Source organism: Phaeobacter italicus (genome assembly GCF_019801785.1).
In the GTDB taxonomy this organism is placed as follows: domain Bacteria; phylum Pseudomonadota; class Alphaproteobacteria; order Rhodobacterales; family Rhodobacteraceae; genus Phaeobacter; species Phaeobacter italicus.
In genome coordinates this window covers 22740-43188 of record NZ_JAHVIJ010000011.1, presented here as the reverse complement: position 1 = coordinate 43188, position 20449 = coordinate 22740, and the positions used below count along the sequence as shown (strand labels likewise).

Here is a 20449-nt window from a genome sequence, read left to right as displayed (position 1 = left end):
GGGCGGTTCCTTTATCGGGCGGGCAGCAGCTGCAGCGCACGGGCTTCGGCCACCAGCTCCGCAGGATCTGCCTGCGGCAGGGCAGGTTTGGCCCGCGGCGGCGGGGCAGAGGTCGCTTTTGGCGCCAAAAGCCCGATCAGCCGGCTGACGTCAAGCGCCACCTCGGGCAGGGCGCCTGTCGGGGCTGGCCGTGTGTCATAGGGCAGATCCGCCGCGCGCAGCAGCGCCGCCATTTCAACCGGGCCGGGTTGGGCGATGTTCAACACCTGCGGCAGGGCGGGCTGCGGGGTGTCCCGGTTTGCGCGTGCGCCCGTTCGCAACAGCCAGATCAGCACCTCGGCCAGCCGTGCCGCGCCGATATAGCTGCGCTGCGGGCTCAGACCCGTGGGAAACCGGTCCAGACAGAACCCCGGTCGCCAGCCCCCCAAAATGGCATCCAGACCTGCGATATTGCCGATCCGCAGCTGGGTGAGCGGCAGGCCCAGTTCCGCCGCGCGCGCCAGTGCCGCCTGCTCCATCTCGGCCTTGGCACGCCCGTAGGGAGAGAGCGGCATAAGCGGTTGATCTTCGCGCAACAGGCCCGTTGCGGCGCCATAAACCGCCGCCGAGGAGGCCAGAAAGACATGCGGGGGGTGGCCTGTCTGCTCGGCGGCGCGGGCCGCCGCCTCCAGCGTGGCCAGCGCCAGGGTGCTGTGCTGGCGCAGCAGCTCGGGCTCGGCTGTTGCGCCCGCGCGCCCGCCGGGCACCGGACCTGCCAGGCAGAGAATGGCGCGGGTGCCACGGGCAGCCTGGGCCAGCGCATCGGGCATCGCCAGCGGATCCAGCAGATGCCAGTCTTCTGTCCCGGTTTCTGGCGCGTTCTGTGGTTTGTTCTGTGGCGCGCGTCGGGCCTGCCAGCGCCACAGCAGATCCGACCTGTCCGCTGCGGCGGCGCAGATCTGGCGCAGCACCTGCCCGATGCGCCCCGACGCCCCCACGACCAGCACAGCGACAGGCTCGGGCGTGGACGCGCCCGCGCTGGCCGCCGTGGCGGCAGGGTCAATTTTCGGTGGCAAACGCATCACGCCTGTCCTCTTCCCGTCTGGCCCGAGGCGTCCTTGCAGTTGACGCAGTCCCCACGCCCAGTATCTTGCACAGAGCAAAAATCAAGCCGTTTTCCAATAAGGTTGCCCATGCGCCGTTTGTCCCTTCTCTTCGCTGCCCTTGCCGTGGCGCTGACCCCTGCGGCCTGTGGCCGCCTGCCCGGTGGCGCGCCTGCCAGCGAAGAAATCCTGAAAACCGCCGATGATGCGGATGCCGATTTCGCGCTCTATCCCGTCACCCGCGCCTTTCTGCCCACCCTTGGCCAATGGCCCGAAACCGGCCCCGAAAGCACCGGCCGTCACAGCGGCAAGCACAGCCTGCCCTGGATTGCTGCCCAGCAGGGCGCCAAGACCCAGATCATCCAGCCCGGCGATCTGCTGACCCTGCGGATCTGGGACAGCAGCGACAATTCCCTGCTGACCTCGCCTGAAGAAAAGATGGTGCAGCTGCAGGATGTGACCGTGGCCGCCAACGGCAGTGTCTTCATGCCTTATGTGGGCAATGTGAACGTCAACGGGCTGACGCCGGATCTGGCGCGTGAAAAACTGCAGAGCGAACTGGAAACCATCGTGCCCTCGGCGCAGCTGCAGCTGGACATGACCGAAGGGCGCGGCAATTCGGTGGATCTGGTGTCTGGCGTGGAAAATCCCGGCACCTATCCGATGCCGGATCGCAACTATACCGTGATGGGGCTGATTGCAGCAGGCGGCGGCATCAGTGCCAGCCTCAACAATCCGCAGATCCGCCTGGTGCGCGGGCGCAATATCTATGGCACCTCGGTGGATGCCCTGCTGAGCGACCCGCGTCGCGACACCCTGCTGCGCGGCGGCGACCGGGTGTTTGTCGAAGAAGATGCGCGCTATTTCCTGTCCTTTGGCGCCACCGGCCGCGAGGATCTGCATATCTTCACCAAGGACCACATGTCGGCGATGGATGCGATGTCGGTGGCTGGCGGGTTTCAGGACAGCCGCGCCGATCCGCAGGGGCTTTTGGTGCTGCGGGAATATCCCGACAGTGCGCTGGCGCCCGGCCAGCGTGGCCCGCGTCAGACACGGGTGGTCTTCACGCTGGATCTGACCTCGGCTGACGGGCTGTTTTCAGCGCGCCGCTTCGAGATCAACTCGGGCGATCTGCTGATTGCCACCGAGGCTCCGGTGAATGATGCGCTGACCATCTCCAATATCATCGGCAACTTCTTTGGTGTCTTCAGCCGCGCAGGGGTGCTCTGATCTGCGGATCGGATGGCCTGATGCAAAAACACTGATGCAGAAAAACGGGCGCCAAGGCGTCTGACAGAACAGACCCCCGCCCAGATCCCTGCGGCGGGGGTTTTTCAGTCCATCATGCAGCCCTCGCGCAACCCCTCACGCAAAAGGCCTGCGCCTTATTTCAAAAGCCCTTCCAGATAGGCGCCATAGGCGTTTTTGGCGAACATCTCGGCGCGGGCACGCAGCGCCTCGGCGCTGATCCAGCCCTGGTCATAGGCGATTTCTTCGGGGCAGCCGGTCTGCAGGCCCTGACGTTCCTGCAAGGTGCGCACGAAATTGCCCGCATCCAGCAAGGAGCCGTGGGTGCCGGTATCCAGCCAGGCATAGCCCCGGCCCATGGTTTCCACCCGCAAGTTCCCCTCGTTCAGGTAGCTCTGCAACAGATCGGTGATTTCCAATTCGCCACGGGGGCTGGGCTGCACCGCGCGCGCCCGCTCAGGCGCCGATCCATCCAGGAAATAAAGCCCCGTCACCGCATAATTCGACGGCGGCACCGCCGGTTTTTCAATGATCTCGCGTGCCTGACCGTCCTGATCAAAGGCCACCACGCCATAGCGTTCCGGATCGGCCACGTGATAGCCAAACACCGTGCCACCCGCAGCATGGCCATCAGCCGCGGCCAGAAGCTTGGGCAGCCCGTGGCCAAAGAACACATTGTCCCCCAGCACCAGCGCCGAGGGCGCGCCCGCAAGGAAGTCTTCTGCCAGGATGAAGGCCTGCGCCAGCCCATCGGGTGAGGGCTGCACCACATAGGTCAGTGAAATGCCCCATTGGCTGCCATCCCCCAGAAGGCGGATGAACTGATCCTGATCCTGCGGCGTGGTGATGATGCAGATCTCGCGGATGCCTGCCAGCATCAGAACCGACAGCGGGTAGTAGATCATCGGTTTGTCATAAAGCGGCAAGAGCTGTTTGGAGACAGCCATGGTGATCGGATAAAGCCGCGTGCCGGAGCCACCTGCCAGGATGATGCCCTTGCGGGCGGAAATATGTTCTGCGCCGGGTTTGCCATCCCTCATGCCAAGTCTCCCAAATCCTTCAAAATATCGCGCAGTCCCAGCCGCCAGTCCGGCTGCAAAATGCCAAAAGTCTGCTCCAGTGACGCGCAATCCAGCCTTGAATTCAAGGGCCGTGCGGCCGGGGTCGGATAGGCGGTGGTGGGGATATCCTCGACCTGACAGGTGATATTGGCCTCGGCAAAGATCGCGCGCGCGACATCCGCCCAGCTGGTCTCGGGCGCGCCTTGCAGATGATAGGTGCCGGATTTGCCGGCGTCTTCCGCCAGTTGCCGGGCCATCGCAAGGCAGGCCGCCGCGATGTCGCGCGCAGGCGTCGGCGCGCCGATCTGATCGGCCACAATGGTCAGGCGGTCCCGTTCGCGACCCAGCCGCAGCATGGTTTTGACGAAGTTGTTGCCATGCGCCGAGACCACCCAGGAGGTCCGCAGGATGGCATAAGCCCCGCCTGCGGCGCGCACGGCCTCCTCACCTGCCAGCTTGGAGCACCCATAGGCATTCAAAGGCCCGGTGGCATCGCCCGCCTGCCAGGGGGCATCACCGCTGCCGTCAAAGACATAATCGGTGGAGACGGTGACAAAGGGAATGCCGGCCTCAGCGCAGGCCGCCGCCATCGCGCCGGGCGCCGCGCCGTTGATCACACTGGCCAGCGCCTCCTCGCTCTCCGCCTTGTCGACGGCGGTATAGGCAGCGGCATTGATCACCGCCTGCGGCTGCGCCTGCCGGATCGCTGCAGCGCAAGCCGCCGGGTGGCTCAGATCCGCCTGATCGCGGCCCAGGCAGGTGACGCCGTCATAGGCTGCCAGCTCCTGCGCCAGCTGGCCGGTCTTGCCAAAGACGAGAATGGTCATGCCTGCGCCCCTTTCCACGACAAAGGGATGTGCCTGCCCGGGGCGGGGGCGAATGCACCCGCCCGGGGGGCGGGCAGGTGCATCCCGGGCCGCTGCGCGCCCCGGGAGTGTCTGTCCTGCCCCGTCACTTGCCCGTCCCCAGCCGCTGGCCGACTCCGTCGCGGTCCTGCAGCGCCCGCCACCAGCTCTCGTTGTCCAGATACCACTGCACGGTTTTCTCCAGCCCTTCCTCCACCGTCACGCTGGGACGCCAGCCCAGCTCTTCGCGGATGCGGCTGGGGTCAATGGCGTAACGCGCGTCATGGCCCGGGCGGTCGGTGACAAAGGTGATCTGGTTCTTGTAGGACCTGCCGTCCGCGCGCGGGCGCTTCTGGTCCAGGATTTCACACAGCGTGTTCACCAGCTCCAGATTGCTGCGCTCGTTTTCACCGCCGATGTTGTAGGACCGCCCCAGCTCCCCCTTCTGCACCACCAGCAGGAGGGCATCGGCGTGGTCCTCCACATAAAGCCAGTCGCGCACGTTGGAGCCATCGCCGTAGATCGGCAGCGGCTTGCCCGCCAGCGCATTCAGGATCACCACCGGAATGAGCTTTTCCGGGAAATGATAGGGGCCGTAGTTGTTGGAGCAATTGGTCAGCACCACCGGCAGGCCATAGGTCTCGCTCCAGGCCCGCACCAGATGGTCGCTCGCGGCTTTGGAGGCCGAATAGGGCGAGCGCGGATCATATGCCGTCTGCTCGGTGAACATCACCGAAGGGTCCGCAGGCAGAGAGCCATAGACCTCATCCGTGGAAATATGGTGGAAGCGGAAGGCGTCGGGCCTGCCCGCCTGCAGCCAGTATTTGCGCGCCGCCTCCAGCATGTTAAAGGTGCCGGTGATATTGGTTTCGATGAAATCGCCCGGCCCGTCGATCGACCGGTCCACATGGCTTTCCGCCGCCAGATGCATCACCGCATCGGGTTTGTGGCGCTCAAAAACAGTGTCTAATGCGGGGCGATCACGGATATCGACCTGTTCAAAGGCATAATCCGGGCTGTCCGCCACAGAGGCCACATTCTCCAGGCAGGCGGCATAGGTCAGCGCATCGAGGTTCACCACCTGATGGCCGCGGGCAATGGCCAGACGCACCACCGCCGAGCCGATGAAACCGGCGCCTCCCGTAACCAGTAGCTTCATCGCTTACCCCTCCCACACAAACGGGCTGTCGAAATCCGCAAGCGCCGGCGCGGCGGCGTCCTTCTCGGACAGCACCGGAGTGCCGTCAAAGCCCCAATCAATGCCGCAGCTGTCCCAGGCCACCGCACCATCGCACTCTGGCGCGTAGTAATCGGTGCATTTGTAAATCACCTCGGTATCGGGCACCCGGGTGACAAACCCGTGCAGGAAGCCCTTGGGCACCAAAAGCTGCTTGCCGTTCTCCGCGCTCAGCTCAATGCCGAACCACGCCCCGTAAGACGGCGAGCCCTTGCGGATATCCACCGCCACATCAAACAACACGCCCTGACCACAGCGCACCAGCTTGTCCTGGGCCGCGGGCGGGGACTGGAAATGCAGGCCACGCAGGGTGCCGGGCGCGCGCGACAGCGAATGGTTGTCCTGCACGAAATCCAGATCCAGCCCCTGCTCTGCCATGCGGCGCCGATTCCAGCTTTCGCTGAAAAAGCCGCGGCTATCGCCAAAGCGTGCCGGCGTCAGCACCTTGAGCCCCGGCAGGCCTGTCTCTTCTATCTGCATCGCTGTGCTCCGCTGTGGATCCTCGCCGCCCCGCAGGAACGGGGGCTGGTCTGCTCTGTCCTACCCTCAGTTCCCCCACCATGCCACGGCGAAGGGGCAAAAAAGGGGCGGATTTCTGACCGGCCCTGTTCACCGGGCCTGTTCTCGGATGGCCTTTGGGCGTGCCGGCTGACCTTGGGGAAGGTCAGCGGCGTGACAGGAGAGATCCGTTGTGCTGATGGCCATCTCTGACTTATACACGTTTAACGTGATTTTTGTTTTCTTACAGATGGAAAGCCCCCCGATGCCGTCATATCAGGATTACCGCGCGCTTTTGGTCAGCAACACCGAGGGCTGGCACGATGGCGAGGGCAGGATCACCTATGCCTTTGTCAGCCAGGTGCCGGGCTATTACCCCTATGATGGGCGCTTTGATGATTACGATGTCAGCGGCGACGGAAACTATGTCCCGGCCAGCGCCTCGGTTGCGATGGATGCGCGCCAGCAGGCGCTGATGCTGCAATCCGTGGCGGCCTGGAACGAGGTGGCCAATGTCAATCTCACCCCTGCCGGGACCGGCGATGTGCTGGATATGGCCTTTGCCAGCTATGGGTTTGACGACACCGGTCTCTTTGGCTTTGTCGCTGATTTTCCCGATGCCGATGATCTGGGCACCACGGCCTCTGTGGCCGGGGATCTCTGGATCAACAGCAGCAACCCCGATCAATATGTGCCGGGCATCGGACCGATGCTGGGGCATACCAGCTGGAACACCTATCTGCACGAACTGGGCCACGCGCTGGGGCTGCGCCATCCCAACGAACAGCCAAATGATGCCACCACCAACGGCCAGTTCACGGTGATGTCCTATGTGGCGCACCCGGGCGAAGCGGATCTGAGTTATCAGGCACAGGGCTGGGCGGTGACGCCGATGCTGTGGGACATTCAGGCGCTGCAGGCGCTTTATGGTGCCAATACGCAGACCCGCAACGACGCAACGGTCTATCTGGGCGATGGCGACGGGCGCGGTGCGCTGGCCTATCAATATGGTCAGGACAACATGACCCTGCGCGGAGAGGACGGGACCGTCCGCAACATCAGCCTGACGATCTGGGACGGCGGCGGGCAGGATCTTCTGGATGCGTCCGATGTGGCGGGCAACAGCCAGATCGATCTGCGGCCCGGGCGCTATTCCAGCATTGGCGCGCTGGACAACAATGTCGCCATGGCGGCAGCGGTGCGTGATGACAGCGGCCGCGCCATCAACCTGATCGAAGATGCCTGGGGCGGGCGGGGGCATGACCGCATCATCGGCAATGCCGCCGCCAATGAGCTGCTGGGCCGGGCCGGGCGTGACACGCTGCAGGGCGCACGGGGCGCGGATGAGCTGAAGGGCGCCTGGGGCGCGGATCGGCTGTTTGGCGGCGCGGGGCGCGATATGCTCAAGGGTGGGGGCGGCGCAGACCGTCTGTTTGGCGGCACTGGCCGTGACACGCTGCATGGCGGGCTGGGCAATGACCAGCTGAGCGGCGGCGGCGGGGCCGATGTCTTTGTGTTCTCTGCCGGGCGCGATGTGCTGCGGGATCTGCGCGAAGACGACCGGATCAATCTGCGCCGGGCGGATGGGATCGAGGATTTCGAGGACCTGTGGGACAACCATCTCGAAGAGGACGGCGCCAATGTGATCCTGCGCGATGCATCCGGCGACACGCTGGTGCTGCTGAACACGGCGCTTGCTGATCTGGACGCGGGCGATTTCATCTTCTGAGCGCTCCGCCCCGATGGTGGGTTCTGTCAGAACAGGAAATCATCGGCGCTGATCTGCGCTGCGCTGATGTCTTCCAGCCAGATCTGACCCTGCGGGGTGGTGATGCGCAGATCATCGCCCTGCTGCGTCAGGATCAGATCCTCGAAACCGCCAACCCCGCTGCCCGGCTGCAGGCGGATCAGATCCTCATCCAGGGTGAAATCGCGGATGCGGTCGTGCCCGTGTCCCTTGCCAAAGACAAAGACATCCGCCCCGCCGCCGCCCACCAGAAGATCGCGGCCACCGCCGCCGGCCAGCATGTCCTTGCCTGCGCCACCAAACAGACGGTCATTGCCCCCCTGCCCCCAGAGCCGGTCTGCCCCGCCCCCGCCCCTAAGCACATCCGCACCGCTGCCGCCGCGCAGCTGATCGCCACCGGACTGGCCAAACAGGCGATCGCCACCGCCGCCGCCGGCCAGCCGGTCGTGTCCCTGCCCTCCCTCAAGCCGGTCCGCCCCGCCCCCGCCCTGCAGCAGATCCTTGCCACTGCCGCCCTGCAGCGTGTCACGGCCAGTGCCGCCAAACAGACGGTCTGCGCTGCCTGCCCCCTGCAACAGATCGCGCCCCGCGCCGCCCCACAGCTGATCGCGCCCCAGATCTCCGTGCAGCGTGTCATCGCCGCCAAGGCCGGTGATCTGATCGCCAGCCGGGCGGGCCCGGATCTGATCTTCTCCAGCCGAGCCGACACGACGGGGATCCGGGGCCTCTGGCGGCGGCAGCATCCGGTCGGCAAAGGCAAAGCCGTCGGCAAACAGCGCCTCCAGCGGGGGGCTCTGGCCATCGCGGGTCATCACCACCACCTCTGTCACCGTGTCCTGCGGGCCGACATGGCGCAGCACCACCCCGCCACTGCGGCTGTCATGGCCCAGGGCCTCCAGGCTGCGCAGCCCCGCAAACGCCGAGAGATCCAGCTGATCGACCCCCACTTCGAAATCACTGATCCGGATCGAACTGCGGCTGCCCGCGGCCCCCGGACGCAGCACAAAGATATCCGCGCCATCGCCGCCGCTCAGCACCGCGCCGGGCCCGCCTGCCAGCACATCATCGCCCTCGCTGCCCGTCAGCCGATCACCGCCCGCATCCGCCACCTGGCCGAGATCCGCAAGCGAGAGCGAAAACCGCGACACCCCGGCTGCGGCCCCCGATGTGGCAAAGATCTGCAAACTGTCCCCCATCACCGTGGCCGCCAGCGCCGTCACATTCGCAAGCCCCAGCCCCGCAGCCCCCACCGCAGCCTCATGGGCCAGGCTGCGCACATGGACCAGCTGACCATCAGGCAGCAGACGAAACAGCGCCAGCCCGTCGTCACTGCCCGCCGCCAGCACCAGCGCCTCGCCGCCCACCTCCACCACCTCCAGCGCGCTGATGCCGCCAAAACGGGTCTGGGCGGTGTCCAGAAGATGATCCGCCAGCCGCAGACTGCCGTCGCGGCCCAGCTCCAGCAGGCTGAGCGAGCCGCTGCCCGCCGCCCCCATCAGCGCCCAGCTTTTGCCGTGGGCGGTGAAACTCTCCAGCACCGTGGGCTCAGCCACCCCCAGCCCCTCGGCCGCACCAAAACTGTCGACCCGGCTCAGCGCGCCGCTGGCGGGGTCGATGCGATAGCTGATCACCGCCTGCGTCACCCGGTCGGCCAGCAACAGCGCCAGGCCACCACCGGGCAGATCTGCCTGCACCATCGCCAGAGCCCCCGGCAGAAGCGGCGCGCCACTGATCGCAACAGACGCCCCAAGCGCGCCCCCCGCCCCCAGCTGCCAGCCAAACAGATCCCCCGCCTGATCCAGCGCATAAAGCGTGCCCCCGGCGCCTCCCACCTCTGCGGTGACGGCGGCGGCCAGCCGGCCCATGGCCGCGAGCCCTGCCCCGCCGATCTGCTCTTGTCCGGACAGCGCGCCCGCGCTGCTCAGCCCATGTGACAGCAGCCGCCCCGCAGCGCCCCCCGCCAGCAGGAGCCGCGTCTCATCTGCGATCTCCACCAGTTGCGCCAGCCCCTGCGGCGCCCCCCCAACAAGGCCAATTCCGCTGTGATAGATACTGTTTTCCACCACCGGAGCAGAGCCCGGAATTTGGCCTGCGCGGCCCAGATCATAGCTCGTCACCCCGCCATTCAGACCCGTGGTGGCCAGCAGATGCACCCTGCCCCCGGCGCTGTGATGGATATCCAGATCGCGCAGATCGACATCCAGCAGCTCATCCCCCGCGCCAAAGCGCCCCTCAAAGCGTATCTCCATCACCCTTGTCCTTTTGACCACCGTGTGGAGATCAACTTCCGGGTGAGTCGCGGCGCTTATCGGCGCGGAAATACGGCGCAAAGGCGGACATTGTTTACATATTGAAGACAATCACCCGCATTCAGCGGCGGCATCACGGTCGGCAGGCCCGTCACCAGAGGCCGGTCACGAGGCCCGTCACAGAGGCCCGTCACGCGGCAAGTCAGAACGGCGCGTCTGGCAGGGGCTGCCCGGGGGTGTTGCGCAGGCTGCGAACGCTGCCTTAGCGGTTGGCTCAGATCCCTCTGGCAGACTGGGGCCCTCGCAGTTTCCTCACCGATCCCCTCCCTCTCCCTGCCGATCAGGAGCCCCCATGACAGAGATCTCCCCGCTGCTTGCCCTGCCCTATCTGATGCCCGCGCAGGCGCAAAAACACGTCACCCATAATGCCGCCCTGCAGATCCTGGATGCGCTGGTGCAGCTGCGCCTTGTGGCGCTGGATGCCACAACCCCGCCCGAGACCCCTGCGCCCGGTGCCGCCTATGCGCTTGGCGCCACGCCCGCGGATGCCTGGGCCGGTCAGGGCGGGCAGCTGGCGATCTGGCAGGATCCGCAGTGGCTGTTTCTCACCCCGCGCGCAGGCTGGCGGGCCTGGGTGGCAGGGGCTCAGGGGCAGGATGGCGCGCTGCATGTCTGGGATGGCACCGCCTGGATCCTGCCGCCCCCCGCAGGCAACCGATTGGAGCAGCTCGGCCTGGCCACCGATGCCGATGCCACCAACCGTCTGGCCCTGGCAAGCGACGCCAGCCTGTTCAGCCACGCCGGTCAGGGCCATCAGCTGAAGATCAACAAGGCCGCAGAGAGTGACACCGCCAGCCTGCTGTTTCAGTCCAACTGGGCAGGCCATGCCGAGATGGGGCTGGCGGGCAACAGGGATTTCACCGTGAAACTGTCGCCCGATGGCAGCAGCTGGGAGGCTGCGATGGTGCTGAGCGCCGACAGCGGCCGGGCGGGCTTTGGCACCTCAGCCCCCGATGCCCGGCTGGAAGTGGCCGGCGATGACGCCGCGCTCCTGTCGCTTCAGGCCACCGGCAGCGGACAGGATTACCTGCAGGCCGGCGATGGCAGCGGCACCGCCTTTCGGCTCAGCCAGGATGGCAACGGATATTGCGACGGCGCCTGGATCGGAGGGGGTGCGGATTATGCCGAGTTTCTGGAATGGGAGGATGGCAATCCAGAGGGCGAAGACCGGCGCGGGCTGTGCGTGGTGCTGGTGGGAGAGCGGATCCGCGTTGCGCGCGCAGGCGAGTGTCCCGTCGGGGTGATTTCGGCCACGCCTTCGGTGGTGGGCGGCAGTGACGGAGAACGCTGGATCGGCCATCTGCTGCGGGATGCCTATGGCGCGGTGCGGCGCGACGCGGCAGGTCAGCCGCAGCGCAACCCTGCCCATGATCCGAACCGCCCGCATGTGCCGCGCAGCCGCCGGGCGGAATGGGCCATGGTCGGGCTCCTGGGCCGGCTGCGCCTGCGCCCCGGTCAACCCACCGACCCGCGCTGGATCAAACTGCGCGACCTGCCCGCCAAAGCGCCGGATCACCTCTCCCTGGAAGACTGGCTGCTGCGCTGATCGGGACCGGAAAACCGGGGGGGCGCAGGCCTTTGGGCGCCCTCTCTTGCGATCTGCCCGCTCGGCCCCGCCAGCGCTATCAGCCCCTGTCAGCCTGTCAGCCTTTGGCGCCCTGGCCGCGGGCGTACATGTCTTCATAGCGGATGATGTCATCCTCGCCGAGGTAGCTGCCGGTCTGCACCTCGATGAGCACCATCGGCACCTTGCCGGGGTTTTCCATCCGGTGCACCGCGCCAAGGGGGATGTAGACCGACTGGTTTTCGCTCACCAGCTGGACCTTGTCATCCACCGTTACCTTGGCGGTGCCTTCCACCACGATCCAATGTTCGGAGCGGTGATGGTGGCTTTGCAGGCTGAGGGCCGCGCCGGGATGGACGTGGATGCGCTTCACCTGGAAACGCTCGCCCACCACCAGGCTTTCGAACCAGCCCCAGGGGCGGTGATCCTTGGGGAAGGCTTCGGCCTGGCGGGCCGATTTTGCCTTCAGCGCGCTGACCGCCTGTTTGACATCCTGTGCACGGCTGGCATCGGCGACCAGAACCGCATCGGGCATCGCCACGGTGATGATGTTCTTCAGCCCGATGCCCACCACCTCAAGCCCGTCATCTTCCGATCGCAGCAGGCTGTCGGCACAATCAATGGCGCTGGCGCGCCCCTGGGTCACGATGCCATCGCCATCCGGCCCGCTTTCGCGCCAGACCGCATCCCAGCCGCCCAGATCGGACCAGCCGCCCGCATAGGGCACCACCGCCAGATTGTCGGCCCGCTCCATCACCGCGTAGTCGATGGAAATATCGCTTGCCCCCTCCCAGGCCTCGGGATCCAGGCGCAAGAACCCCAGATCAGGCTGGCCCTTGTCGACGGCCCCCTGCACCGGCGCCATCAGATCCGGCGCATGGGTTTCAAAGGCCGCGATGATGGCCTTGACCGAAAACAAGAAAATGCCCGCGTTCCACAGAAACTGCCCAGAGGCCAGCATCCCTTCGGCGGTGGCAAGATCCGGTTTCTCGACAAAGCGCTTGAGCCCGATCACCTGCGGTGTGAAATCACCGGGGTCCCCATCCAGTTCAAGATAGCCATAGCCGGTCTCGGCCCGGTCCGGCTTGATCCCGAAGGTGACCAGCTGACCTGCGCGCGCTGCAGGCTCTGCCGCCGCAACAGCGGCGCGAAAGGCCGCCGCATCGGGCACCACATGATCCGAGGGCGCCACCAGCATCAGCCCATCCGGATCACGCGCCTGCAGCCAGAGCGCCGCCGCCAGCACCGCAGGCGCAGTATTGCGCCCGGAGGGTTCGATCAGGATGGCGCCGGGATCGATGCCCACTTCGGCCATCTGTTCGGTGACGATGAACCGGAAATCCGAATTGGTGAGCACCATCGGGGCGGCAAAGCCTTCGCCGGTCAACCGCTGGGCAGAGGCCTGAAACAGCGTGGTCTCGCCCACCAGGGGCACGAATTGCTTGGGGTAGCTCTTGCGCGAGAGCGGCCACAGCCGTGTGCCGGAGCCGCCGCACAGAAGAATGGGGGTGATCATGGGCTGTCCCTTTCTGACCGGTGTCCGGCTCTGATCCTGCTGTCCTCGGGATCAGAGCCTGCCTGGTGTCTTAGCCTTTTTTAGGGCCATCGGTCCTGTTTTGCATGGGCCTGTTTTCTGACAGGTCATTTGCTGCGCAGGCAGATCATTTGCTGCGCAGGCTGGCCTCATCCTGAGAGAGATACCAGCGGTATGTCTCCTCGATGCCTGCCCGCAGCGAAATCCGCGCCTGCCAGCCAAGCCGGGCCAGACGCGACACATCCATCAGCTTGCGGGGCGCGCCATCGGGCTGGTCCGGGTTGGTCACGATCTCACCCGTGAAGCCCACCACATCCGCCACCATCTGCGCCAGCTCCAGAATGGAGATATCCTGCCCCGAGCCCACATTGATATGGCTCAGCATCGGGCTGGTTTCGCGCTGATAGATCTCCTGATCCAGATCCAGCACAAACAAAGACGCCTCTGCCATGTCATCCACATGCAGGAATTCCCGCCGCGGCGTGCCGGTGCCCCAGATCGCCACAGAGCCATCACCGGCCCGCGCCGCCGCATCAAACCGGCGGATCAGCGCCGGCAGCACATGGCTGTTTTCGGGGTGGAAATTATCCCCCGGCCCATACAGATTGGTCGGCATCACCGAACGGTAATCGCGCCCGTGCTGACGGTTGTAGCTCTCGCAGAGCTTGATGCCTGCAATCTTGGCGATGGCATAGGGTTCGTTGGTGGGCTCCAGCGTGCCGGTCAACAGCGCATCCTCTGCCATCGGCTGGGGGGCGTGTTTGGGATAGATGCAGCTGGAGCCCAGCTGCAACAGCCGCTGCACATCATGGCCATGCGCCGCATGGATCACATTGGCCGCCATCATCAGATTTTCATAGATGAACTGCGCCGGATAGCTGTTGTTGGCATGAATGCCGCCCACCCGCGCCGCCGCCAGCACCACCTGATCGGGGCGTTCTGCGGCAAAAAAGGCCTGCACCGCCGCCTGATCGGTCAGATCCAGCTCGGCGCTGGTGCGGGTGATCAGCTGCAGGTCGGCGCCGGCCGCCTGGCGGGCCTGCAACTGGCGCAGGATGGCGCCGCCCACCATGCCGCGATGGCCTGCCACATAGATCTTGACCATCGCCTCAGGTCTCCACGCTGACCGGCAGATCCATGCCGTGTGCTTTCAGCAGCGCATGGCGGCGCGCGGTCTTGAGATCCTCGGCCACCATTTCGGCGCACATCTCTTGGGTGGTGATCTCCGGCTCCCAGCCGAGCTGTGCCTTGGCCTTGGCCGGATCGCCCAGCAGCGTCTCCACCTCGGCCGGGCGGAAATAGCGCGGATCAATGCGCAAGATCACATCGCCCACCTTCAGCGCCGGCGCCTTGTCGCCCTCGATCGCGGCCACGGTGGCGATTTCCTCTACGCCCTCGCCCGAAAACGCCAGCGTCACCCCCAGCTCTTCGGCAGACCACTGGATGAACTGACGCACGGAATACTGCTTGCCGGTGGCAATCACGAAATCTTCGGCCTGATCCTGCTGCAGCATCATCCACTGCATGCGCACGTAATCCTTGGCATGGCCCCAGTCGCGCAGCGCATCGATATTGCCCATATACAGACAGTCTTCGAGCCCCTGGGCGATATTGGCAAGGCCGCGGGTGATCTTGCGCGTCACAAAGGTCTCGCCCCGGCGCGGGCTCTCGTGGTTGAAGAGAATGCCGTTGCAGGCATACATGCCATAAGCCTCGCGGTAATTGACCGTGATCCAGTAGGAATAAAGCTTGGCCACCGCATAAGGGCTGCGCGGATAAAACGGCGTGGTCTCGCGCTGCGGGGTTTCCTGCACCAGACCGTAAAGCTCCGAAGTGGAGGCCTGATAGAAACGGGTCTTTTTCTCAAGGCCGAGGAAGCGGATCGCCTCCAGCAGGCGCAGGGTGCCGATGCCGTCCACATCGGCTGTGTATTCCGGCGCCTCGAAGCTGACCGCCACATGGGACTGGGCGCCAAGGTTGTACACCTCGTCGGGTTCGATCTCGCTCAGCAGGCGGGTGAGGTTGGAGGTATCGGTCAGATCGCCGTAGTGCAGCTTGAAGCGGGCATTGTCGACATGGGGATCCTGATAGATGTGATCCACACGCGACGTATTGAAAGACGACGCCCGCCGCTTGATCCCATGCACCTCATAGCCTTTGGCCAGAAGAAACTCTGCAAGGTAGGAACCATCCTGGCCGGTCACACCGGTGATGAGGGCTTTTTTCATCTGTTATCCTTAAGTCTTGGGCGATCAGTCGCATCTCTGCACCTGATACAGCCCCCGGCAGCACACCAAAAGGGCCCGCAGGCACGGGATGAGCGCAGTTTAGGCCATGTTGCACCCAAGTGGCAGTCGGTTTTCCGCCTTTGCCCGCCCGCAAGGGGCACAGTCACAGGGACACACGGGGACAGGCGCGGGGAAAATCCGCCACCTGAGCGCAAAAGGGCTCAGCTCTCGCGGAAGGCCCGGTTCAAATAGTCGGTAAAGGGCTGCAACAGATAGGCAAAGGGCGTACGGCTGTTGGTTTCGATGAAGGCCTCCACCGGCATCCCCGGCACCAGCACATTGCCCTCGGGCAGGCGGGCCGCTTCGCCCTCGTCCAGACGGATCTCCACCACAAAGTAGCTCTGCCCGGTCTGCTGATCCTGAAAGGAATCTGCAGACACCGTGCTGACCCGGCCAAACAGCGTTGGCGTGGTCCGCTGATTGAAACTGGAGAAATTCAGGCTGACGCGCTGGTTGAGATAGACCTGATCGATGTCCGAGGGCGCGACCTGCGTGGAAATCACCAGCGGCTGGTTCTGCGGAATCAGATACAGCAGCGGGTCCGCCGCCCGGATCACCGATTTCCGGGCAAACACATTGAGCCCGTAGACGACCCCATCCACCGGTGCCCGCACATCCAGACGCGCCAGGCGCTGCAAGATCACGTTTCTGCGCTCGATCAGCTCCAGCTCCCGCACCTGCAGATCCCGCAGATTGGCAATCGCTTCTTCGCGTCGCGCAGTCTGCTGGTTGAGGATCTCAAGACGCAGCTCGCTCACCTGCCCCTCGGCCTGCGCCTTCTGGGCAGTGAGCGCACCGGCCTGACCGCGCAGGCGCGATTGCTCCCGCTGCAGCGCCAGAACCCGGCTGGATTGCGCCAACCCCTGAGCCAGAAGGCTCTGCTGGTTTTCCAGTTCCTCCCCGATCAGCACCAGTTGTTCCTGCAGCGCGTCCTGCTGGGCCTCGATGCCGCGGATCTGGCTCTGGATCTGTCCGATACGCTCTTCCAGACGGCTGATGCGGGCGCGCAGGTTGACCAGACGCGCTTCGAACAGACGCTGCTGGCCGCTGATCAGCTCCTCGGTCTGCACATGGCTGCCCTTCAGTTCGAACAGCAGATCCGCAAAAGTCACCTCCGCCGCATCATCCCGCTCAGCCCCATAGCGGCTGCGCCGTGCCAGGGTCTCGGCCAGCTGGCCTTCAACGATCTGACGTTCGGCCTGCAGCACCGACGGCTCCAGCCGCAGCAACAGCGTGCCTTCCTCAACCAACTGCCCTTCGGTAACAAGGATCTCATCCACCACGCCGCCATCAGGGTGCTGAACCACCTGCCGGTTCTGCTCCACCTTGATGGAGCCCGAGGCGATGACCGCTCCGGAAATTTCGGCCGTGGCCGCCCATTGGCCGATGCCCCCCACCAGAACAGCCAGTGCCACCATCCCGCCCAGGATCAGGCCGCGGATGGGATAGGAGGAAGAAGATGTATCACTCATGATTTTGCCTCTGCCTGAGCGGGCGCCGCAGCGGGCGCGCCGTGCTCGGGATGTTTCTGCGCCCCGGTCTGTTGTGCCTTGCCGGGCTCACTGGGCTCGCCTTGCGTGGGCACCGCTTGCTGCGCGGCGGGCTTGGCGCCCTGTGCCTGCTGGGATTGCGGTTTCTTCTGTTGGGCGACCTGTGGGTTCTGCAGGTGCTCGCGCAGCACCGCGTCCTTGGGGCCAAAGGCCCGCTGGGTTCCATTGTCCAGGATCAGGATCAGATCACAGAGCTGGATCGCGGCCGGGCGATGGGCCATGATGATGACCGCACGGCCATCCTGCTTGGCATGGGCCACCGCGAGATTCAGCGCCTGGCTACCTTCGTTGTCCAGGTTCGAGTTCGGCTCATCCAGCACCAGAAGCACCGGATCCCCATAAAGCGCGCGCGCCAGACCAATGCGCTGCACCTGGCCGCCGGAAAGCCGGTTGCTGGCCACCCGGACCGGCGTGTCATAGCCCTGCGGCAATTGCAGGATCATGTCATGCACGGCCGCCTTGCGAGCGGCCGCCACCACCTTGTCGGGGTCGGGCAACATCGACAGGCGGGCGATGTTTTCGGCAATGGTGCCGTCAAACAGCGTGACCTGCTGGGGCAGATAACCAATGTAGCTTCCAAGATCATCCATATCGTACTGATTGAGCGCCGCCCCATCGAGACGGATCTTGCCCGAAACCGGATGCCAGACCCCGATCAGCGCCCGCGCCAGCGAAGATTTCCCCGCCCCCGAAGAGCCGATCACCCCCAGCGCCTGACCAGGTTGGATCTGAAAGTTGAGCCCCTGCAAAACCGGTTTGGAGACCTGGCCGGGGCCGGCCGGCGGCACCAGTGCCACCCCCTGCACGTCCAGTTTGGCGGCGGGGCGGGCCAGTTTCATCGGCGCCGGACGCTCCGGGGTTTCTCCCAGCATCTGCGCCAGGCGCTCCTGGGCCTGCATCGCCCGCTGCACCAACGCCCATTGCCCGATCAGCGTCTCGATCGGCGACAGCGCGCGGCCCATGATGATGGAGGCGGCAATCATCACCCCCGGTGTCAGCCCCTCGGTCAACACCAGATAGGCGCCGGTGCCCAGCATGGCCGACTGCAGCGCCAGGCGAAACGTCCGCGTCGCGGTGCTGAAGCCACCGGTGAGATCCGTCGCGCTCAATTCTGACCCCACCGCCTGGCTGCGCAGCATCCGCCATTTGCCAAAGGCGGCCTTGCGCATACCAAGCGCCTGGATCATCTCTGCATTGTTGCGCATCCCGTCAGACAGCTGATGGGCCGAAGCCGCCATCATGCTGGCATTTTCCACCACCCGTTTCGACATCACCTGGTTGATCAGGGCAAAGACCACCAGCACCGCGCCCCCCACCAGCGCCAGCAGGCCCAGCAGCGGGTGGAACACGGCGATCAATCCAAGAAACAGCGGCGTCCAGGGCAGGTCAAAAAAGGCCGAGACGATCGGCGAGGACAGGGCCTTCTGCATGGCTTCCAGATCGCGCAGACCGACCTTGGCGGCGTCATCATTGAAGCCGGCTGCGGATTTGTCCTGAACCGCATGAAACACCCGCGCTTCCAGCTGGTCATGAAACCGCGCTCCGACGCGGGCCAGAATGCGGCCCCGCACATAATCCAGAATGCCCATGATCAAAAACAGGAACCCCGCCAGCACCGTCAGCGCAACAAGCGTCTCCAGAGAGCGGCTGCCCAGGACCCGGTCATAGACCTGCATCATGTAAAGCGGACTGGTCAGCATCAGCAGGTTGGCAAACAGGCTGAACAGGCCGATCACCCAGAACGCGCCACGGTTGCTCTTGCGGGCTTTGCGGATCTCTGCGAGGCCCGATTTATACGCCTGCGCCGAGTGCTGTGCGGGAGTGCGTGCCATGAAATGCTGCCTTGTGTTCTATCGGTCTGTGCCGGTCGGGGCGCCCACGAACGTGGTGACCCCTTCAAATTGCCCCACAGGCCCCTGCACCGCGGCTCCGGACCGGGCCCACTGCCAGGCGGGCCACTGACCGGATGCGCGAAACAAACACAAGCGCCTGTATAATAGGAGGTCAAAACCACAGTCCCCCCATCCTGTCAAACAGCAAGGCAGGCCTACCACAGCAAAGAAGGACAAAAGCCTCTCTCAACCCCGGCGGGAACCCGGGCCAGACGTGCGGCAGTCTGCGCCGGTATCCGGCCCTTCCCTCAGCCCGCGGCCCAGATTGACAAGCCATACCCCCTTCGCTACCCCGAACGGCGCACAGAGACCCCCCTCGAAAGTGGAGCACTCCCCATCATGACGCAGGTTTCCGCAGCCACCGGGCTGGAGCCATCCTCGCAGGCAGAACGCATCTTCGAGAGCCGCTTTTCGCCAAGGCTGGTTGCCGATGACACCTACCGCGAAACGGCCGATGTGATCCTCTTCATGCATATCCCCAAAACCGCGGGCATGTCGGTGGGCAAGGCGCTGCAGGCGGCCTTTGACATCTTTCACCCGGTTTCCTGGGAAAACACCAATCAGTCCTTCCGCAACAAGACGCGCAAGGCGCTCTATCGGCGCAGCGACGAGGCCAACCCCTGCCGCCAGGTGCTGATGGGGCATTTCGGCTGGTCTGACGTGATGTACTGGCGCAATCAGGAACTGCCGCTGAAATGCGCCACCATCATTCGCGATCCGCTGGATCGCTTTGTGTCGAACTATCGCTACAACACCTCCGACAAACACCCCCAGCACGAGGCCTTTGCCGCGCGCTACCCGACGCTGGAATCCTACGCCAAGGCGCTGCCGCTGGATTATCAGCTGTCGCTGATGACCGGGGCGTTCTACTCCTTTGATCACGCGCTGGAGAAGCTCAACCGCTCCTACAGCTTCATCGGGGTCACCGAAGAGCTGGGCGCCTCGCTTGATCACTTCCGCCGCAGCCATGGCCTGTCAGAACTGACAGAGCACCGCGAAAACACCGGGCGCGCGCCCAAGGCCGCCGAGGAGATCCCCGACGCCGTGCGCAATATCGTCGGCGAAAAGAGCCGCAACGACACCCGCCTGCATCAGCTGCTGCGCCGCTACTACGCCTAAAGGGGCAAGGCGGGGCTGATCACGCCCATACGCCTGCGAATCCCTGCCGATTGATTCTCTTTTGCGCCCCCGGATCCCCCCAAGATCTGGGGGCGCACTGCGTTTGGGCGACAAAACCTGTGAAAATCACCCAGACGCCGCGCGCTGATCGGCAGGGTTCTGCCTGTTTCACAGCCCCTGCCGCCTCTCAGCCCTCCCCTATCGGGGGAGATCCGCAGCACAGCGCGGCAAGGGACATGGCGGAAACAGGCGGATACGGGGGCGATACGGGGGAACCCTCTGCCCTTGCGTCACGCGAACACGGCGGCATCAGACAGCCCCAAGGGTTGCGAGATTCTGTATGATTTATGCAATCCTGAGGCATGAATTCTTGCACATATGCCAATTTAATATCACATTTGGTAAAGAATAATAATCGTTAATAAATACCATTAGCGCCCGATATCACCAAATACCGTGTAAACGTCATGAATAA

At 64.7% G+C, this 20449-nt stretch carries 15 protein-coding genes; 4 read left to right on the top strand and 11 right to left on the bottom strand.

Annotated elements, in window-relative coordinates; genetic code table 11:
- Window positions 1-11 precede the first annotated feature (11 nt).
- Window positions 12-1061 carry an NAD-dependent epimerase/dehydratase family protein gene (locus KUV39_RS18430; RefSeq protein ID WP_222460611.1) on the bottom strand — a complete coding sequence of 350 codons (1050 nt, stop codon included), beginning with the start codon at window positions 1059-1061 and terminating at the stop codon, window positions 12-14.
- Between the two features lie 111 nt (window positions 1062-1172).
- On the opposite strand from KUV39_RS18430, the gene KUV39_RS18425 reads away from it, so the two are divergent.
- Window positions 1173-2312, top strand: coding sequence for a polysaccharide biosynthesis/export family protein (locus tag KUV39_RS18425; RefSeq protein WP_168578050.1), 1140 nt, complete (start codon window positions 1173-1175; stop codon window positions 2310-2312).
- Window positions 2313-2467: 155 nt separating this feature from the next.
- On the opposite strand, the gene rfbA is transcribed toward KUV39_RS18425, so the two are convergent.
- From rfbA to rfbC, 4 genes are all read right to left on the bottom strand, one after another.
- Entirely contained in the window at window positions 2468-3370 is a 903-nt protein-coding gene (gene rfbA / locus KUV39_RS18420) for a glucose-1-phosphate thymidylyltransferase RfbA (RefSeq protein ID WP_244998461.1), read from the bottom strand.
- A complete protein-coding gene (gene rfbD / locus KUV39_RS18415; RefSeq protein WP_222460610.1) occupies window positions 3367-4218 on the bottom strand; it encodes a dTDP-4-dehydrorhamnose reductase in 852 nt (283 codons plus the stop codon). Before rfbD ends, rfbA begins: the two co-directional genes overlap by 4 nt.
- Before the next feature lie 124 nt (window positions 4219-4342).
- Complete coding sequence (rfbB, locus tag KUV39_RS18410) at window positions 4343-5395, bottom strand: dTDP-glucose 4,6-dehydratase (RefSeq protein ID WP_222460609.1); 1053 nt, start codon at window positions 5393-5395, stop codon at window positions 4343-4345.
- A gap of 3 nt (window positions 5396-5398) precedes the next feature.
- Complete coding sequence (gene rfbC / locus KUV39_RS18405; protein ID WP_222460608.1) at window positions 5399-5953, bottom strand: dTDP-4-dehydrorhamnose 3,5-epimerase; 555 nt, start codon at window positions 5951-5953, stop codon at window positions 5399-5401.
- Between the two features lie 283 nt (window positions 5954-6236).
- On the opposite strand from rfbC, the gene KUV39_RS18400 reads away from it, so the two are divergent.
- Entirely contained in the window at window positions 6237-7700 is a 1464-nt protein-coding gene (locus KUV39_RS18400) for a M10 family metallopeptidase (protein ID WP_222460607.1), read from the top strand.
- 26 nt (window positions 7701-7726) lie between these two features.
- On the opposite strand, the gene KUV39_RS18395 is transcribed toward KUV39_RS18400, so the two are convergent.
- On the bottom strand, window positions 7727-9967 hold the full coding sequence (locus KUV39_RS18395; RefSeq protein WP_222460606.1) for a calcium-binding protein: 2241 nt from the start codon (window positions 9965-9967) through the stop codon (window positions 7727-7729).
- A gap of 352 nt (window positions 9968-10319) precedes the next feature.
- Between KUV39_RS18395 and KUV39_RS18390 the strand changes: the two genes are divergently transcribed.
- Window positions 10320-11573 (top strand): peptidase G2 autoproteolytic cleavage domain-containing protein, encoded by a 1254-nt coding sequence (locus KUV39_RS18390; protein WP_222460605.1) that lies wholly within the window; start codon window positions 10320-10322, stop codon window positions 11571-11573.
- 97 nt (window positions 11574-11670) lie between these two features.
- Here the strand turns inward: KUV39_RS18390 and KUV39_RS18385 are convergent, their stop codons facing one another.
- From KUV39_RS18385 to KUV39_RS18365, 5 genes are all read right to left on the bottom strand, one after another.
- Window positions 11671-13107 carry a mannose-1-phosphate guanylyltransferase/mannose-6-phosphate isomerase gene (locus KUV39_RS18385; protein WP_222460604.1) on the bottom strand — a complete coding sequence of 479 codons (1437 nt, stop codon included), beginning with the start codon at window positions 13105-13107 and terminating at the stop codon, window positions 11671-11673.
- Between the two features lie 145 nt (window positions 13108-13252).
- The gene (gene fcl / locus KUV39_RS18380; protein WP_050673239.1) at window positions 13253-14230 is read right to left on the bottom strand and encodes a GDP-L-fucose synthase; all 978 of its coding nucleotides are present in this window, start codon (window positions 14228-14230) and stop codon (window positions 13253-13255) included.
- A gap of 4 nt (window positions 14231-14234) precedes the next feature.
- Window positions 14235-15353, bottom strand: a complete 1119-nt coding sequence (gene gmd / locus KUV39_RS18375; RefSeq protein ID WP_222460603.1) for a GDP-mannose 4,6-dehydratase — start codon at window positions 15351-15353, stop codon at window positions 14235-14237.
- Between the two features lie 221 nt (window positions 15354-15574).
- Entirely contained in the window at window positions 15575-16885 is a 1311-nt protein-coding gene (locus KUV39_RS18370; RefSeq protein WP_168578059.1) for an HlyD family type I secretion periplasmic adaptor subunit, read from the bottom strand.
- A complete protein-coding gene (locus KUV39_RS18365; RefSeq protein WP_168578060.1) occupies window positions 16882-18795 on the bottom strand; it encodes a type I secretion system permease/ATPase in 1914 nt (637 codons plus the stop codon). The genes KUV39_RS18370 and KUV39_RS18365 overlap by 4 nt, the downstream gene beginning before the upstream one ends.
- A 399-nt stretch (window positions 18796-19194) precedes the next feature.
- On the opposite strand from KUV39_RS18365, the gene KUV39_RS18360 reads away from it, so the two are divergent.
- Window positions 19195-19974 carry a sulfotransferase family 2 domain-containing protein gene (locus KUV39_RS18360; protein ID WP_168578061.1) on the top strand — a complete coding sequence of 260 codons (780 nt, stop codon included), beginning with the start codon at window positions 19195-19197 and terminating at the stop codon, window positions 19972-19974.
- Window positions 19975-20449 lie beyond the last annotated feature (475 nt).

Excerpts from the sequence above, each read along its gene's own strand:
- KUV39_RS18430 (WP_222460611.1), bottom strand. The coding sequence starts at position 1,061 with ATGCGTTTGCCACCGAAAATTGACCCTGCCGCCACGGCGGCCAGCGCG.
- KUV39_RS18425 (WP_168578050.1), top strand. The coding sequence starts at position 1,173 with ATGCGCCGTTTGTCCCTTCTCTTCGCTGCCCTTGCCGTGGCGCTGACC.
- rfbA (WP_244998461.1), bottom strand. The coding sequence starts at position 3,370 with ATGAGGGATGGCAAACCCGGCGCAGAACATATTTCCGCCCGCAAGGGC.
- rfbD (WP_222460610.1), bottom strand. The coding sequence starts at position 4,218 with ATGACCATTCTCGTCTTTGGCAAGACCGGCCAGCTGGCGCAGGAGCTG.
- rfbB (WP_222460609.1), bottom strand. The coding sequence starts at position 5,395 with ATGAAGCTACTGGTTACGGGAGGCGCCGGTTTCATCGGCTCGGCGGTG.
- rfbC (WP_222460608.1), bottom strand. The coding sequence starts at position 5,953 with ATGCAGATAGAAGAGACAGGCCTGCCGGGGCTCAAGGTGCTGACGCCG.
- KUV39_RS18400 (WP_222460607.1), top strand. The coding sequence starts at position 6,237 with ATGCCGTCATATCAGGATTACCGCGCGCTTTTGGTCAGCAACACCGAG.
- KUV39_RS18395 (WP_222460606.1), bottom strand. The coding sequence starts at position 9,967 with ATGGAGATACGCTTTGAGGGGCGCTTTGGCGCGGGGGATGAGCTGCTG.
- KUV39_RS18390 (WP_222460605.1), top strand. The coding sequence starts at position 10,320 with ATGACAGAGATCTCCCCGCTGCTTGCCCTGCCCTATCTGATGCCCGCG.
- KUV39_RS18385 (WP_222460604.1), bottom strand. The coding sequence starts at position 13,107 with ATGATCACCCCCATTCTTCTGTGCGGCGGCTCCGGCACACGGCTGTGG.
- fcl (WP_050673239.1), bottom strand. The coding sequence starts at position 14,230 with ATGGTCAAGATCTATGTGGCAGGCCATCGCGGCATGGTGGGCGGCGCC.
- gmd (WP_222460603.1), bottom strand. The coding sequence starts at position 15,353 with ATGAAAAAAGCCCTCATCACCGGTGTGACCGGCCAGGATGGTTCCTAC.
- KUV39_RS18370 (WP_168578059.1), bottom strand. The coding sequence starts at position 16,885 with ATGAGTGATACATCTTCTTCCTCCTATCCCATCCGCGGCCTGATCCTG.
- KUV39_RS18365 (WP_168578060.1), bottom strand. The coding sequence starts at position 18,795 with ATGGCACGCACTCCCGCACAGCACTCGGCGCAGGCGTATAAATCGGGC.
- KUV39_RS18360 (WP_168578061.1), top strand. The coding sequence starts at position 19,195 with ATGACGCAGGTTTCCGCAGCCACCGGGCTGGAGCCATCCTCGCAGGCA.